Source organism: Methanofollis ethanolicus (genome assembly GCF_001571385.1).
GTDB classification, from domain to species: domain Archaea; phylum Halobacteriota; class Methanomicrobia; order Methanomicrobiales; family Methanofollaceae; genus Methanofollis; species Methanofollis ethanolicus.
The window spans coordinates 1,911,189-1,926,133 of sequence record NZ_BCNW01000001.1 but is presented as its reverse complement, the minus strand read 5'-3'; the positions used below and the strand labels follow the sequence as shown (position 1 = coordinate 1,926,133).

Genomic DNA, 14,945 nt, shown 5'->3' with positions numbered 1-14,945 from the left:
TGCCCCCTTAGCAGATCCGTTTCTCAGTCGGTTGTGAGACGGCAGTTTTCACATCGAGGGGAAACCTCTTGTTCAGGAGAGTGTTATTTACAGTCTCTGCCGCTTTGAGGAGTATCGTATTGCGTGAGGCATTGATCAGTTCCCTGGTATCTTTCGGGACGCACTTCCCGCCATAGGGACCAAGTCCCGGTCGCAGATGTTCCTGGGACTTTACGCGTCTGTCGGCATGGATTACACTCATTACCCGGTTTGGATCGGCGCCGTGTTCCTGAGAAATCTGTTCAATTTCATTTGTGAAACTAACGAGGAGTGCAATTCTTGCATTATGAGCAAGTTTTCCAATTTCTGCTTCGATATAAGACATCCGTAAAACCGGCACCGTGTCATAGAGCCCGTCTACCCAGGTGAATAATTCCAGCACAGTATCGATATCCTGATCGTCTCCGCTTACAACGATTCTGTCAGGGTTGACAAACCAGGTGAAGTTGCTTTTTTCGCGTAAAAATTCCGGCATGTAAACGATTCGCAGACACGGGAAACGTCTCACCGCTGAATCTGTATACCCAACTCCAACAGTGCTTTTTATCACGCAAATACCGGAATGCCCACTTTCGTTGAGCCGGGACAAAACATTATCAACCGCTGAACAGTCAAGGCGACTGTCAATGCCTTCCGGCGTCGAAACGGTGATAAAAGTCACCTGTGTTTCCAGAATGTCACTCCATGAACCGATACCTTTTATGTCATAACCGGTGCAGGGATAGTAGAAACTCAGTGCGTGTTTAACAGCAGAACCAACCGATCCAAGGCCAACAATACCGACCTTGAAATTAACGTCTTGTTGATTGCTCATTTTATTGACTCCAATTGTGCTTAGAGCCAATAACAAAATGGATCGGCAAACGTCACCGTTTGCGGTGTATCTTTCGATGGGATCACCATCCCGGATACCATGGAACACATGCTCCATGCATAACATCCATCGATGCTATTGACTGATTTTCAATATGGGGGAAATCCCATATATTATTTTTGGTTTTGTGGCGGGTCTGGTTCTAGAAACTTTTTTTTCTTCACGGTGTGAAAAAGGGTATCATGCAATCCATAATTATGAATGATTCAGGTATTTCCTGAATTTTTATGCCTTTGAATTATTTATCCCTATGTGCCGGTACAGCGCCTCCACCCCGGGCTCTCTCCCCAGGAAATTCTCAAGGAGCACCATCCCGTCCTCCATGTTGCCCCTCGACAGGACCTCATCCCTGAATGTCATGCCGAGAGTCCGGTTGGTCATGCCGTCCTCCTTGAACTCGTCGACGATATCGAGGGCATAGACCTTCGACCAGAGATACCCGTAATAGCCAGCATCGTATCCGCCCATGAGGTGCTCGAACGATGCAGGCTGATGGGTGCCGGCAGGGGGCCGCGTGCCGGTCACGTCCTCACAGGTCTGGTACCAGACCTCGGTCACGTTGATGGGGCCTGTCGCAGTGTGGAAACGCATATCCTCAAGAGAGTCGGCGAGGAGGTGGCGGGTGTAGAAAGTCCCTGTACCGACGTTTCGCGCCGCAATGACGCGGTCGCGAAGGTCTGCCGGAATCTTTCTGGACGCATTTGTATAATGGCCAGATGCCGACTCCAGGACCTCGGGGTCCCATGCCCACTCCTCAAGTGTCTGGGAGGGAGTCTCGACGAAATCGAACGCCACGTTGAACCCGGAGAGGGAGCCATAGGGTGCGGTCGTCAGGAGATGGTGCATCGCATGCCCGGTCTCGTGGAAGAGCGTCTCTATCTCGTACATTGAGAGAAGAGACGGCCTTTCACCCTCGGGCCTGTTGAAATTCCCCAGGATCGCAACGACCGGCGTCGCGTACGTGCCGTCTTTCAGCCTCCCGCCGACCAGCGGGGCCGCACAGAAGTGCCCGTACTTCCCGTCACGCGGATAGAGGTCGAGGTACAGGTAACCGATCGTCTCGTTGTCTGCCCGGTCCGTCACCGCATACAGCCTGACATCGGGAGACCAGACCTGAGCGTCCCCGACCTCGGAGAACTTGATGTCGAAGAGGGTCCCGTAGGTCTCGAAGAGGCCATGAAGGACGGTGTCGAGAGGGAAGTACTCCCTGACCTCCTCCTCGTCATAGGCGTACTCCTGCGTCTTCTGTTTCTCCTGGAGGTACGTGATGTCCCAGGGGTCGACGGCCGTTGCCGCCGGGTCCAGACTCTTCTTCAGGATGAGGAGGTCTTCCATCTCGTCGTCGTACTTTCCCTTCAGGGGCGCCTGCAGGGAGGTGAGAAAGCCCATCACAGTGCTCGTGTTCCCGGCCATCCTGCCGTCGGTCTGGTAGTCGGCCCATGTGGCGTACCCCAGTTCCCGTGCAATTTTCTGGCGCAGGACGATTGCTTCTTCGAGCAGGGCGGTGTTCGCCTCCGCCTGCCGGTTGCTGGACGCTTCGTACATCCTCGTGCGTGTCTCGACATTGTCGGCATAGGTCATCACCGCGATAAAGTCGGGATACTTCATGGTGACGATATATGTCCCCTGCGGGGTCTGCGAGAACGCGGCCATCGCCGCCGGCGGTATTCCAGCGAGTTCGTCGGCTGTACACTCAAGCGTGGTGTTATCGTTGTTCAGGTTGGCCGCGTACCGGATCTCAAGGCCGCTCAACTCAGTCCGCATCTCCCTGACCTTCGCGAGACGGTCGTCCGGGAGGTTCAGGCCGTTCTTCTCGAAGTCCCTGATGGTCATGTCGTATAGGCGGGCTTCCTCGGGCGTGTGTGGCGTCTGGCCGCGGAGGGCGTCGTAGAGGTCGCGCCGGGTGAAAACGGCGGTCTTGAAGGCGGATGTGGATTCCTCGCAGGCCATGCCCTCGGCGGCGATCCCGGCATCGGGATACACATATCCCATCAGCGTAAGGGGAGCGACCGCATCGGAATAATCGGCCATGACCCGGTCGAAGGCGAGGACCGTGGTCTCGAAGGTGCGTTTTTCCGGAGGGATCTCGGCGATGGCGTTGAGAGAGGCGTTTGCAGTCTCCTCTGCGGCCTCGCTCAACCGGGTAATTTCGCCGGGGGAGTAGTGCGTCTGGATGGGACTCGTCTCTTCCGGCACGGAGACGGGGCCGTCCTGCGGTCTGTCCTGGAGGCACCCTGCCGTCATGAGGGAGACGGCGATCAGGAGAAGTGCCCATAGATGGATGGGGCGAACGCTGGTATGCATGGGGGATCAGTGATCGTTAGGTCTCTCTGATGGGGGATAAAGGCGTACGAGATGTTTCCGGCCCAATCCTCAGAGACAGGAGTCTCGCAGGGAAAAAAAAGGATCAGATCCTCTCCAGGATCTGGTCGATAGAGACGTTTTTGGGGAACCACACGCTCTCGCCGGTGTAGTTCAGGCCCGGCGTGGCGCGGAGGCGTTCGAGGTCGTAGACCCTGGGGCCGTACTGGTATCCTGCCTCCTGGTACCACCATGCCGGATATCCGGGTTCGTCGACGTCCTCCGTCGCCGGGTCGGTGACGAGGCCGTTCGAGTACTTCACGATGAGCATCGCCGAGAGGTCCTGCCACTCGTTGATGATCTCATCGCCCCTCTGCACGGTGACATTGGTGAGGAGGCGGCGGGCGCTGGCTTCGTCGCCCGCGGCGATCATCCCTGCCGCCTCTGCATCGGTCTCCCCGACCAGCCTCATCGACTCTGCTTCGAGTCTGACCTGTTCTGCCAGGATGTCCTCGATCATCGCGTCATAGCGGAGCATCGCCCAGTTGGTCACGAAATCGAATGTCCAGTAGGCGGCGTCGGGGTCGTACTCCGTCCGCGTCCCGGTCGTGTAGGACGTCGAGACATCCTCCGACCCGGCGTAGATCGGGGCGTACACTGTCTCGTAGGCCACGGCAGGGCCGAACCAGAGGACGCCGCCGACAGGGTCGGGGAGGCCGGACCGCGCCTCCGCAACATAACTGTAACTGCAGAAGATCGCCGAGACAGGCCGCGGGTTCGCACCCGGCCGCACCTCGATGGAGGTATCGTTCTGGAAATTGGTGTGGGCGTCCGCGGGACCGAGGTACCTGTACGGGTTTCCGAAGGGCCCGGCGGCGATGCCTGCCGTCAGATCAAAGTCCGTTCCCTCATAGTGGTCCCTGAAGAGGGAGAGGGCGGTCGTGCGGTTGACGGGCGTGTCGGGCACGACCGTGAAGGGCAGGGCTGTCGTGTACGAGTCCTCGACATAGGGGCTCACCTTCAGCGAGGGCGCAAGCCTGTTCTGGATGCTCCAGACCCGCATCAGTGAGTAATAGGGGTGGGAGTATTCGCCGTAACTTGTCGCCTCCAGCCAGTCGAAGGTGCCCTCAGAGGGAGACCAGAGGCCGTACTCCTCGGCGACCGAGAAGAGGTCGGGGGTGTACAGCATGTCCGGGTCGCCCGCCGTGACATTCCTGACCCTGAACTCGTTCCCGGCAACAAAGACCTCGCCGTCCGGTATCTTCTCCGCGACCCAGAGGCCGCCTGTGCCTGCCGGACTGGAGCACATCTCGATGACCCACGCCTCCGTGGGGTCGGCGAAGATGAGCGTCTCGCCTGTCCCGTAATAGCCGTAGGCGTCGATGAGGCTGCCGACCAGTTCGACCGCGTCCCGTGCGGTAGTGCAGCGTTCCAGCGCAATATTCGAGAGTTCGGACGAGTAGAAGATCCTCTTCCCCTCCTCGGCATTGAGTTCGACCTTCGCATAGTCGGTGCACTCGGCGCTGAGGAGCTGGTGCTCGTTCATCATGGCGTAGGACGCGGTGTAATACGCGTAGGTGTGCGGCACCTGCTCGATCTCTCCGAGGACCAGGTGCGAGGTGTTCCCTGCCTTCTTGCCGGCGGCGTCGGAACCGCTGTTCGGGTCGAAGTAGACGGGCCGCGTCTCTCCCGGCGCATGGTCGGCCGCCGGGACATAGGTCAGGACGATGTCGTCGATGTTTCTCCAATCGGGCCCGACGCCGTCGTTGGTGTGGCCGAGATACATGGTGCCGTTCCCGGAGGCGCCCGGCGTGACCGCGAAGATGGTGCACGCCGAGACAGGTGCGGATGCAAGAAGGACCATCAGTACCAGAAAAATTCCTGTACTTTTCATACTGGGAGATGGAGATAGCGGAAATAAAAGTATTGCAGTTGTGTTCTCGCCCCCCGGTCCTGTTGGACCGGGCCGGAGACGCTCTCCTGCCGGTGTTTCCCCGTGCATCTCTTTTCAGGGCGTGATGAGGCGTCGATTTCTTGTCCTCCTCTGTCGATAGGTGATCCATGGAATCTCATGTATGGGCGATCGCTCTCGCCCTGGCGGCGGCCTCCCTTCTCTGTGCGGGATGCACGGCCCCGGCGGAGAGCGGAGCCTCTGACGACGCCGCCCGCGTTGAGATGCTCTCTCTCCTCGGTGGGATGCAGGGGGCGGTCACCGGAAACCTGACGGCAATCGACCGGGCGGCGGCGGAGACGGCTGCGGGCCTTGAGAGCGCCGGTCTTTCGGGGCCGCGGGCGGAGGCGCTCCTCGACGGTGCGCTGGCGGTCGATCCGTCAGTTTACTCTGCGATCGTGGTCGCGCGCAACGGCACGGTCACTGCCGCCAGGCCCGCGGGCATCGGACTTGTGGGGAGCAATCTGGGCGAGCAGGCGGTTGTGCGGGAGGTGTTCGACCGGAAGGCGCCGGTGATGTCAGACCTCTTCCCCCTTGCAGAGGGAGGGTACGCGGCGACGATCGAGTGCCCGGTCTTCTCGCCGGACGAAAAGATGATCGGCCTTGTGAGCGTCGCCTTCCTGCCCGACCGTCTCGTCGGCGGGCACGCGGAGGCCACGGTCAAAGGGACGCCCTATACCGTGATGGCCGCCCAGTCGGGCGGTCGTGTGCTCTACGATGCCGACCCCGAAGAGATCGGGAAGGAAACCTTCAACGAATCCCTGTATGCGGACTTCCCGGAGGTTCTCGACACGGCACGATCTTTTTCCGACAACTGGTCGGGGCATGCGGCCTACTCCTTCTATGACACCGGGTTTGGGGGGGTCGTCAGGAAGGAGGCGTACTGGACGACTGTCGGCCTGCACGGTACGGAGTGGCGTCTGGTCATCATCCGCCCCCTCGTCTGAGGGCGGGCCCGGATCACTTTTTTCGGCCCTGTAGAAACCCTCACGGGGAAGTACTTCCTGAAGCGATAACGAGAAAAATTCTGTTCAGAAGTGCCTAGGCTGGGGGGCTGCCGCCCCCCATACCCCCTGCCATTACGATAGAGGCAGGGATGGCATAATCCTCCAGAACTCCGGCCTTTTCTTCCCGGGACCAATCCCGAGCGGGGGTCCGGGGGCGTAGTCCCCCGGCGAATGGGAAGGGAAAGGAAGAGGATCAGCACACACTATCAACCGAGGTGGGAGGGATTCTACAGATCACTTTTTTTCACGACTTTCTCTCAGAAAAAAACGACCCTCGCGGCCGTTCACAAAAAATAATGAGAGGCCGTCACTCCAGCATCTCGGTCTTTTCCAGCGTCCAGGCCGGGTCGACGAAGCTCAGCATCGTGGCGTTCGCGGCCGCGACATTCCGGTAGCCCTTCATCCGGTCGGGCTGGACGTACGCGGCACTGCCGGCAGGCACCCGTATGGCGTTTCCTTCCGGCGTGAAGACCTCGACTTCGCCGCTGATGACGAGGATCACCTCTGACGACCCTTTGAGACGGTTGTAGCCGATCGACCCGCCGGGGAGGAGTTCGACATAGGCGACGCTGTAGTCGATGGGGAGGGCCATCTCCTTCATCAGCACCGGATTGGCGAGGGTATAGATCATCATGTCCGAGCCCATGTCCCACGCCATCCCGGCCCTCGGGTCGGGGATGACGACAGGCACGCCGTCTGTCGCCATATTGAGGGCGGCCAGGTCGTCTCCCGAGATCTCGATCGCTGCGGTGAAGGGAGGCTGGACCGCGTCGACATACCGGAGGTCGGTCGTCCCGACAGAGGCGATCGACTGGAGCACTCCCGCGGGCAGGAGGACGGTCTCGCCTTCGCGGGCGGTTACGGTATGGTTGTCGCACCTGATCTCGGCCGCGCCGCCGATCAGAGAGACGAACTCGGTGCTCCCGATCAGCCTGTGCAGGGGCGTCGCGTTGCCGGGCGGGATGGTGACAATCCCCATGCTGTAGTTCGCCGGGATATCGGGGGTCTCGTTGCCGATGATCCCGACGTAGGTGCCCTGGCCGTCGAAGAGGGAGAAACCCTCCGGCGGCGTGATCAGACGGACATTCTCCTCCTGCTGGGGGGGCGCCGAGAGGCAACCGGCAGAGAGGAGGATGCAGATAAGCAGAAGAGAAGCGGTCCTGTGCATGAGGAGAGAGTCGACCTGAAAAAATAAATCTGATTCCCCCGGGCACTACCCATAAGTATCGTGCGGTGGTGGAGGGGAGAGGTGAAGATGAACACGGCACTCATCGTCCTCCTGGCGGCGACGGTCGTACTGGTCGGCCTGGCCGCGGTCTTTCTGGGCCAGGAGACGGGCGTCGCCGGGGAGAGTGAGAACGAGACGGTGAAACTCCCGCAGCCGCAGACGGCGGGCAGTATCTCGGTCGAGGAGGCGCTCGCGGGGCGGCGGTCTGTCCGCGACTACGGCGCCGCCCCCATCACCCTCGCCGACCTCGGGCAACTCCTCTGGGCGGCCCAGGGGGTGACAGACGTCCGCGGCTACAGGACGGCGCCGTCGGCCGGGGCGCTCTACCCGCTTGAGGTCACCGTGGCGGCCGGCGACGTCGCCGACCTCCCCGCGGGGGTCTATCGCTACGTCCCGTCCGGCCACCTGCTCTACCGCCTCGCCGACGGCGACGCGAGGTCGGCCCTCGCCGGCGCCGCCCTCGACCAGTCGGCCATCGAGGAGGCGACGGCGGTCATCGCGATCTCCGGCGTGTACGGGCGCACGACCGGAAAATACGGGGAGAGGGGGATCAGGTACGTGCACATGGAGGCAGGCCACGCCTCCCAGAACATCTACCTCCAGGCCGTCTCCCTGGGGATAGGGACGGTCTCGATCGGGGCCTTCGACGACGAAGGCGTCGGAAAAGTGCTGATGATGGAGGAGGACGAGCGCCCCCTCTACCTGATGCCGGTCGGGAAGATGTGATCCCCCCGGATGAACCTCCGGGAGAGGAGGTATTTCAACAGGGAGATGAAGCATGCGAAGAGCGCACGCGTCTTTCCTCGGTGTCGATCTGCAGTGCCGCCAGATAGGCCTGTGCTCCATGCAGGACCAAAGAGTGCGCACACGTCCCGGCACCCCGAACGGCCCGGCCCTGCAAAGCTTTTCCGTACAGGGGACCGGGCACTGTGCTCCAAAGTATTACGGATATCCGTAATATTTATCGCCGACGCGGACGGACAGTGTACCATGGGTATGCCCGCAATCGCACGCATCCGCCTCTCGCTGGGAATGGTGCAGATCGCCATGAATATGCTCTGGGAAGTCGACCGGGGACGAAAAAGCCCCCTTTCCCCTGCTGCCACGGAGATCCTCTACACCGCCTATTTATCCCGTATCTGTATGGGCGATGTTGCCGGCATGCTCGGCGTCTCCCGGAGCACCGCCACCGATCACATCAATCATCTCGAAAAGGAGGGATATGTTCGCAGGGTCCGGGACCCGGAAGACCGGCGGACATATCGTATCGTCCCCACCAGGAAGGGAGAGGAATGGATTCTTGCGATCGAAGAACGGCTCTTCGCGTACCTTGAGGAAGGGATGGCGCGGCTGACTGAAGACGAGCAGCAGAAATTCGCCATGTTGTGCGCGAAATTCACCGGCGTTCATGATGATACGTCGTTTATGAGCGTGCTTCAGGACCTGAAAAGATCGCGGGACCGCCTGCACGTGCCCATGACGGTCGTGAGAGGGGGCAGGCTCCTGAGGCTTGAGGAAGTGGCCGATGCACGGTATCATGCACAGGAAAAAAATCAGGTGAAACCGATGTTTGAACAGAGAGAACCGGAAACGGACGACGGCATCCAGGATGAGATGACCGTTGCATTCTATGAACAGATGCAGAGGGGGCTGAGGGATGAGGGGCACCTGCCCGTCGAGGATCTTCTTGAATCGGGGATCAGATCGGGTGTTGCCCTTGAGATCGGCCCCGGCCCCGGCTACTTCGGGCTCGAGTGGCTGAAGACGACCGAAGGGACGCGGCTAGTCGGTCTTGAGATCAGCCCGGCGATGATCGCCTCTGCTGAAAAAAACGCCGCCGGTTACGGCCTTGCCTCCCGGGTCAGGTACCAGGAAGGCAATGCCCTCGCGATGCCGTTTGAAGACGGCGCCTTTGATGCAGTCTTCTCGAACGGATCTCTCCACGAATGGGGATCTCCGGGAGTGGTCTTCGACGAGATGGCGCGGGTCCTGAAGACTGGAGGGCGGTTCTGCATCACCGATCTCCGGCGCGACCTCTCCCCTGAGATCTACCGGCAGATGCACGAGTCCTGCGAACCCCCGGAGATCAGGCCAGGGTTTGAGACCTCGGTCAGGGCGGCGTATACCCGGGAGGAGATCATGGACGTGCTCGGGCGTTCGCAGCTTGGAGGCTGGCAGGTGATCGCCCATCCGTACGGGCTGGTGATCCACGGGAAAAAGCAGTGACGAGTGCTTTCGGAAAAAATTCTTTTTTTGGGTCTGTTGAAAACCTATTCTGGTGTGCCTGCGCCGGGGGACTACGCCCCCGGACCCCCGCGCGAGGATTGGCAGGGGTACGGCACTCCTCCGGATGTTCTTTTCTCTCTTCCCGAGGCTAATCGCAACCGGGGTCCGGGGGCAACGAGCGATAGCGAGTTCGAGAAAGCCGTAGGCTTTCGAGGAGCCCCCGGCAGACAGTGGGGGGAAGGCGGAGGATCCGCGTCTGCTCTCAGGGAAGGGAGAGAGACATCAATCTGAACATGAGGATTTCAACGAAGCCCTTTTTTTCTCGATCCGACGAAAATCGGCCCCTTCATCGTCCCGTCGTCGAATAGCCACTCATGCACCCTCCCAGGGCGCGGGCGAGGCGGGAGCGATCGAGGGCCATGCCGGGCGGGAGGCCGATGGACGAGATGTTCTCCAGGCTCGTCGCCATGTAGTGCTTCTCGTCCCCGCTCCCCATGTTCAGGAGGCCCACGATCTCGTCCCTGATCCTGATGGGCATGATGAGGACCGTCGCCACGCCGCTCGCCTTCACGCCAGGGGGAGGCCGGCACGGTCGGGTGTCCCCGCGTGATGGAGACGACCCTCCTCTCCCTGAAGGCCAGGTCGAAGAGGCGGTCGAAGCCGCCTGAAAGGCACATCAGCCTGAGACTCTCGGGCATGTTCCTCGCTCCACTTCGGCGCCATCATGCCTGCCCCCGTCTCCGCCGCCGCGGTCCTCCAGGTGCTCGTCGCCGTCACGGCCTTCACGCAACTCTGGGAAACCCTGAATTACACCTTCCATACCTCGCCAGGCTACGGGGCGCACATGGCGCTCGTGACGATGCTCCCGGTCTTCGCCGTCGCGGCGGTGGCCCTGTACGGGCCGTCGTCACCCTCCTCTTTTTCTGCCGCAGGAACCTTCATGCGTCTCCGGGACGATTTTTTCCGATAAGATGGTGGCGGCACATTTTCAGACACGGGATCTGGAGGTCGCCCTGAAGGCGGGGGACCGCGATGCGGTCCATGCCGCCCTCCACGACCTCATCCTGTACAGGGCGGTGGACCCCCTTGCGCCTGCTGACCTCGACGTGGTCGCAGGGGTGCTCGATCTCGGCGGGAGGGCGGCGACGATGGCCCTCCAGGTGATGTACGCCTCGGCCGTGCGGCAGGGGACTCTGCCGGCGGAGAGGGAGGAGGCGGCGGGGCGGGTCCGGGCAGCCCTCGGACGTTCCGGCGACGACCGCACGGCGGTGAGGCACGCCCTCCACCTCCTCGCGGTCCTGGGCGGCGCACGGGCGGTGGTCGAGCAGTTGGCACACGACGCACGCCGTTTCGACGGGGAGAGGGTGAGAAAAGAGGACTACTTCTCCCAGGCGGTAGCGTCGGCCCTCGGGCGCCACGACAGCGACCTCGCCGCGCTGGAGGCTACGCTCTCGGGGCAGGCGGCGGAAGACGTGCGGGCCATCAGGGAGTATGCGCAGGACCCGGCGGCCTATGAGGAGAGGGTGCGCCTGATGCAGGACGACGAGGTCGAGGTCCTGTAATACTTTCAGATCTCTTTTTCTCCCCGACATTCCTGAACCGCCCGGTCATATCGATTGGGTGCACTCCCGAGGGGTAGACGAGCACACTGGGCCTCATGTCGACAGGTTCCTCTCGATCACCGACGCCCTGTTCAGCACCCCGACGAAGATATCCATGATCTCGGCAGTATTATCATGGTCAGAATGTCTGGGATTGTTGAGCATGTATACCATTGAGATATCAGGGCTGTACCTAAATCTTCTTTTTTTGCCCATCACCGTGATTATTATGGGAAGGCTGGTTCTGTACAGCAAATTGTACGCTGGCAAAAAGCAAAGAAGATCAAGATCAAAAAATCTATATGAAGAATTTTTGGATTTCGATAAACTGGTAAATTGAGATGGGCAAAATAAATCCATCTAGAAGTAAATAGGATATAATTTAGAGATCATATGAATATTGCAATTGGCATTACTTGAATCGCTGGGCCCCGTATTTCAGTAACAAATTCGGGAGTTTTCAATCCTCCTTCTTCTGCCTGAGAGAGCATAGATGGAAATTTTTCAAAAATGTGGTTATCAAATCTACCAAATGTTGTTTTTCTTAGTAGATTTATTGGTTCTTCGGAGTCAGTTTTCACGATCCGGACAATTTTTCCCAACACATAATATTCCCCATCTATTATCTCGTCAGCATTTTGATCATTAAAATATCCCAATTTTGTTGATAATACAGATTTGATATTTTCTGAACCAAGAATATCCCCAATAATTTCGACAGACTCTGATTGAGTGAGTGATTTTAGTAGTCCATCTATTTGCTCTAAAAATTTTTCATTTGGATTTTGATCTTTTCTTTGATTCCCCTTAGCGGGTTTATTTTGTGTTTTTCCAATGCTTTTTTCTGCATTGAATAAAACAGCGATTTCCAAAAGTTGTTTTATCATCTCTATTGTATCTATTAGTGGATTTTTTTTCAATATCGCCTTATATTCGATGAAATCTCCGCTAGATAAGTTTGCAATATCATCCGGTGTTGCAATAGATTTAATTAATCCTTTCTCTTTTAGTTCTGTTCTTAAATTTGAGAATAGAGAAGTGGGAGTATGTACCTTTTGTTTTGATATTTCCTTCTGCTCTTTTTGTCCAGATTCTATTGATTTAGATCCCCCAACAGAAATATTGAAGAATTGCAGTAGTTGTGTGCCTAATGACGCTCCAATATCTGAATTCTGAGATTCATTTTGCGAGTATGATTGATTAATGGTGGAGACTACAGAAAAGCCCCCCTCTATAATAGCAAGTAAGTCAAATACAACTTGCTGGTTTAGATAAATTGGTACACATAAATCTGTCGGTATTTTGATTTTACCTTGGTCGTCCATAGAAAAGCCTTCTTCATAAGATAAATTATTAGATTGACCAAATAAAATCTTTCTTTCATTTCATTAAACTCCTGCCTCTCAATATTGATGTTGAAAAGGTCTCCTGTGTCCTAATAATAGAGGTACTCTGGCCATCGAGACCTGGGGTTCACCTACATCTCCTCATGATAGTTTAGGGTTGAAGTGTTCACATACACTTTCTTTGGCGAGAGATTTTGCCCATTTCTCATTGGAAAAAATGAAATTTTTCAGTTCCCGGGCACCATCATCTTCAGGTCGTCCGCGACGGTCGTGTTCGCCCGGATCCCGAAAGTCTCGACGAGAACCTTCAGCACGCCCGGAGAGACAAAGGCAGGGAGGCGGGGGCCGAGGGTGATGTTTTTGACGCCCAGGTGAAGGAGGGCGAGGAGGACGAGCACCGCCTTCTGCTCGTACCAGGCGATGTTGTACGAGATCGGGAGGTCGTTGATCCCGACGCCGAAGGCCTTCGCAAGCGCCTGCGCGATCACCACCAGGGAGTAGCAGTCATTGCACTGGCCGGCGTCGAGGACGCGAGGGATGCCGCCGATATCGCCGAGGTCGAGGCCGTTGTACCGGAACTTGGCGCAGCCCGCGGTCAGGATGACGGTGTCCTTCGGCAGAGCTTCTGCAAACTCCGTGTAGTAGGAGCGCTCGGCCTGCCGCCCGTCGCAGCCCGCCATGACGACGAACCGCCTGATCGCGCCCTTCTTCACCGCATCGACCACGGTGTCGGCGATGGCGAGCACCGCACCGTGGGCGCAGCCGGTGACGAGGTCCCTGTTCCCGTTGCCGCCCATCTCGCCGAAGAGAGAGACCCAGCGAGGCCTCGCCCTGCCGTGCAGGTCCTTCGGGGGCAGGCAGGCCTGTGCGTGTGCGATCACTGCGGAAAAGTCCTTCGTGCCGCCCTCGGCCGCCTGGATATGGGTGCAGCCGGCGAAACCGACCGGGCCGGTGGTGTAGACGCGGTCCCTGTACGACTCCTTCGGCGGGACCAGGCAGTTCGTCGTGACGAGCACCGGGCCGTTGAAGGCCTCGAACTCCTCCTTCTGGAAGGGCCAGGAACCGCCGTAGTTGCCGACCAGGTTCTCGTATTTCTTGAAGACCGGGTAGGCGTGGGCGGGGAGCATCTCGCCGTGGGTGTACACGTCCACGCCCTTCCCCTCTGTCTGGTCGAGGAGATCCTTCAGATCCTTCAGGTCGTGGCCGGTGACCAGGATGCCCGGCCGCGTGCCAGGCGCCGTCCTGACCGTCGTGATCGCCGGGGTGCCGAAGGTCGAGGTGTTCGCCGTATCGAGGAGGGCCAGGGTCTTCACGCCCACGCTGCCGCACTCCAGCACGATGCCGACCATCTCGTCAACCGTGAGGTCGCGGAGGGTGGAGGCGAGCGCCTTCTGGAGGAAGGCAGTGACCTCGTCGTCCTCATACCCGAGGGCGGCCGCGTGGTAGTAATACGCCCCGACGCCCTTCAGGCCGTAGACCCGGAGTTCGCGCAAAGACCTGACGTCCTCGTTTTCCGTCACCAGCACGCCAACTTCCTCCGCCTTTGCCGCGATAGCGGCGTCGTCCGCCGGCGTCCAGGTGCAGGCGTCGGGTTCGTCCTCGCCGGCAGGGGGGAGGGCGTCGCGGAGCGCGACCGCCTGCCTGATGTACGCGTGGAAGCGCTCTCTGTCGAAGTTCACGTTGGTCAGGGTCGCAAAGAGAGCTTCAGCGATGAACCTCCCGGCCTCTCTGTTCCCCTCTCCCCTCTCCATCGCCGCGAGGTTCCGCACCGCGATCCCCTTTGTCAGGAAGATCAGGACGTCCTGAAGCCCGGCGGTCTCGGCGTCCTTGCCGCAGACGCCCATACCCGTGCATCCGCACCCCTTTGCCGTCTCTTCACACTGATAGCAGTACATGGTCTGTTCTCCTTTTGTATTAAAATGATACGAAGTATAGAATTGATACTAAGGTATAAGGAGCAGAGAGTTTCTACAGATATACCATGCAGGAAGGGTGCACCGTCAATGCGACGCTCACATACCTGGGAAAGAAGTGGACGCTCCTCGTCCTCCTGGAACTCTACAAGGGCACGGGCTACACCCGCCGTTTTTCTGAACTCAAGGGCTCTCTCCCCGGGATCACCTCGAAGGTCCTCTCCGTCCGGCTGAAGGAACTCGAGGACGAGGGGCTGGTCACGAAGCGCGTGGAGGCCTCGGCCTTCCCGGTGAAGTCTGAATATACTCTGACAGAGAGCGGCGTCGAGATCATCGACGTGGTCAGGGAGATCAAGAGGTGGGCGCTGAAGTGGAAGATCGAGAACATCGCCTGCGGGGCGCAGGACTGTCGGGACTGCGTCTTATAGATCCCGAAATCCAATGCAAAAGTGTACGGTC

13 protein-coding genes are annotated in these 14,945 nt (G+C 58.8%); 6 read left to right on the top strand and 7 right to left on the bottom strand.

Translation table 11 applies throughout. The features are described 5' to 3' along the window. Nucleotides 1-7: 7 nt before the first annotated feature. The 3 genes from MEFOE_RS09440 to MEFOE_RS09430 all read right to left on the bottom strand — a co-directional run bounded on the left by MEFOE_RS09440 (nucleotide 8) and on the right by MEFOE_RS09430 (nucleotide 5,108). A complete protein-coding gene (locus MEFOE_RS09440) occupies nucleotides 8-970 on the bottom strand; it encodes a UDP-glucose/GDP-mannose dehydrogenase family protein (protein WP_160329525.1) in 963 nt (320 codons plus the stop codon). Nucleotides 971-1,138: 168 nt separating this feature from the next. Next, the gene (locus tag MEFOE_RS09435; protein WP_067051457.1) at nucleotides 1,139-3,217 is read right to left on the bottom strand and encodes a M3 family metallopeptidase; all 2,079 of its coding nucleotides are present in this window, start codon (nucleotides 3,215-3,217) and stop codon (nucleotides 1,139-1,141) included. A 103-nt stretch (nucleotides 3,218-3,320) separates the two neighbouring features. After that, a complete protein-coding gene (locus MEFOE_RS09430) occupies nucleotides 3,321-5,108 on the bottom strand; it encodes a dipeptidase (RefSeq protein WP_067051455.1) in 1,788 nt (595 codons plus the stop codon). Between the two features lie 167 nt (nucleotides 5,109-5,275). Here MEFOE_RS09430 and MEFOE_RS09425 point away from each other — a divergent pair, with 167 nt between their 5' ends. Next, a complete protein-coding gene (locus MEFOE_RS09425) occupies nucleotides 5,276-6,112 on the top strand; it encodes a cache domain-containing protein (protein WP_067051453.1) in 837 nt (278 codons plus the stop codon). A gap of 367 nt (nucleotides 6,113-6,479) precedes the next feature. Here the strand turns inward: MEFOE_RS09425 and MEFOE_RS09420 are convergent, their stop codons facing one another. After that, the gene (locus MEFOE_RS09420; RefSeq protein WP_067051451.1) at nucleotides 6,480-7,340 is read right to left on the bottom strand and encodes a cupin domain-containing protein; all 861 of its coding nucleotides are present in this window, start codon (nucleotides 7,338-7,340) and stop codon (nucleotides 6,480-6,482) included. A gap of 87 nt (nucleotides 7,341-7,427) precedes the next feature. Between MEFOE_RS09420 and MEFOE_RS09415 the strand changes: the two genes are divergently transcribed. Both MEFOE_RS09415 and MEFOE_RS13405 read left to right on the top strand, forming a co-directional pair. Continuing rightward, nucleotides 7,428-8,126 (top strand): SagB/ThcOx family dehydrogenase, encoded by a 699-nt coding sequence (locus MEFOE_RS09415; protein ID WP_067053177.1) that lies wholly within the window; start codon nucleotides 7,428-7,430, stop codon nucleotides 8,124-8,126. 264 nt (nucleotides 8,127-8,390) lie between these two features. Beyond that, nucleotides 8,391-9,626 carry a methyltransferase domain-containing protein gene (locus tag MEFOE_RS13405; protein ID WP_083523407.1) on the top strand — a complete coding sequence of 412 codons (1,236 nt, stop codon included), beginning with the start codon at nucleotides 8,391-8,393 and terminating at the stop codon, nucleotides 9,624-9,626. Nucleotides 9,627-9,972: 346 nt separating this feature from the next. Here the strand turns inward: MEFOE_RS13405 and MEFOE_RS09405 are convergent, their stop codons facing one another. After that, nucleotides 9,973-10,197, bottom strand: a complete 225-nt coding sequence (locus MEFOE_RS09405; RefSeq protein ID WP_067051449.1) for a hypothetical protein — start codon at nucleotides 10,195-10,197, stop codon at nucleotides 9,973-9,975. Between the two features lie 153 nt (nucleotides 10,198-10,350). Here MEFOE_RS09405 and MEFOE_RS09400 point away from each other — a divergent pair, with 153 nt between their 5' ends. Then, nucleotides 10,351-10,596: a DUF5400 family protein gene (locus tag MEFOE_RS09400; RefSeq protein ID WP_067051447.1), complete on the top strand. Its 246-nt coding sequence runs from the start codon at nucleotides 10,351-10,353 to the stop codon at nucleotides 10,594-10,596. Between the two features lies 1 nt (nucleotide 10,597). Next, nucleotides 10,598-11,188, top strand: a complete 591-nt coding sequence (locus MEFOE_RS09395; protein WP_067051445.1) for a hypothetical protein — start codon at nucleotides 10,598-10,600, stop codon at nucleotides 11,186-11,188. A 428-nt stretch (nucleotides 11,189-11,616) separates the two neighbouring features. Here the strand turns inward: MEFOE_RS09395 and MEFOE_RS13775 are convergent, their stop codons facing one another. Further along, nucleotides 11,617-12,552 (bottom strand): DUF6414 family protein, encoded by a 936-nt coding sequence (locus MEFOE_RS13775; protein ID WP_153015930.1) that lies wholly within the window; start codon nucleotides 12,550-12,552, stop codon nucleotides 11,617-11,619. A gap of 248 nt (nucleotides 12,553-12,800) precedes the next feature. After that, nucleotides 12,801-14,468, bottom strand: coding sequence for a hydroxylamine reductase (gene hcp / locus MEFOE_RS09390; protein ID WP_067051443.1), 1,668 nt, complete (start codon nucleotides 14,466-14,468; stop codon nucleotides 12,801-12,803). Between the two features lie 86 nt (nucleotides 14,469-14,554). On the opposite strand from hcp, the gene MEFOE_RS09385 reads away from it, so the two are divergent. Continuing rightward, a complete protein-coding gene (locus MEFOE_RS09385; protein ID WP_067051441.1) occupies nucleotides 14,555-14,914 on the top strand; it encodes a winged helix-turn-helix transcriptional regulator in 360 nt (119 codons plus the stop codon). The last annotated feature ends 31 nt before the right edge of the window (nucleotides 14,915-14,945 follow it).

Excerpts from the sequence above, each read along its gene's own strand:
- MEFOE_RS09440 (WP_160329525.1), bottom strand. The coding sequence starts at position 970 with ATGGAGCATGTGTTCCATGGTATCCGGGATGGTGATCCCATCGAAAGA.
- MEFOE_RS09435 (WP_067051457.1), bottom strand. The coding sequence starts at position 3,217 with ATGCATACCAGCGTTCGCCCCATCCATCTATGGGCACTTCTCCTGATC.
- MEFOE_RS09430 (WP_067051455.1), bottom strand. The coding sequence starts at position 5,108 with ATGAAAAGTACAGGAATTTTTCTGGTACTGATGGTCCTTCTTGCATCC.
- MEFOE_RS09425 (WP_067051453.1), top strand. The coding sequence starts at position 5,276 with ATGGAATCTCATGTATGGGCGATCGCTCTCGCCCTGGCGGCGGCCTCC.
- MEFOE_RS09420 (WP_067051451.1), bottom strand. The coding sequence starts at position 7,340 with ATGCACAGGACCGCTTCTCTTCTGCTTATCTGCATCCTCCTCTCTGCC.
- MEFOE_RS09415 (WP_067053177.1), top strand. The coding sequence starts at position 7,428 with ATGAACACGGCACTCATCGTCCTCCTGGCGGCGACGGTCGTACTGGTC.
- MEFOE_RS13405 (WP_083523407.1), top strand. The coding sequence starts at position 8,391 with ATGGGTATGCCCGCAATCGCACGCATCCGCCTCTCGCTGGGAATGGTG.
- MEFOE_RS09400 (WP_067051447.1), top strand. The coding sequence starts at position 10,351 with ATGCCTGCCCCCGTCTCCGCCGCCGCGGTCCTCCAGGTGCTCGTCGCC.
- MEFOE_RS09395 (WP_067051445.1), top strand. The coding sequence starts at position 10,598 with ATGGTGGCGGCACATTTTCAGACACGGGATCTGGAGGTCGCCCTGAAG.
- MEFOE_RS13775 (WP_153015930.1), bottom strand. The coding sequence starts at position 12,552 with ATGGACGACCAAGGTAAAATCAAAATACCGACAGATTTATGTGTACCA.
- hcp (WP_067051443.1), bottom strand. The coding sequence starts at position 14,468 with ATGTACTGCTATCAGTGTGAAGAGACGGCAAAGGGGTGCGGATGCACG.
- MEFOE_RS09385 (WP_067051441.1), top strand. The coding sequence starts at position 14,555 with ATGCAGGAAGGGTGCACCGTCAATGCGACGCTCACATACCTGGGAAAG.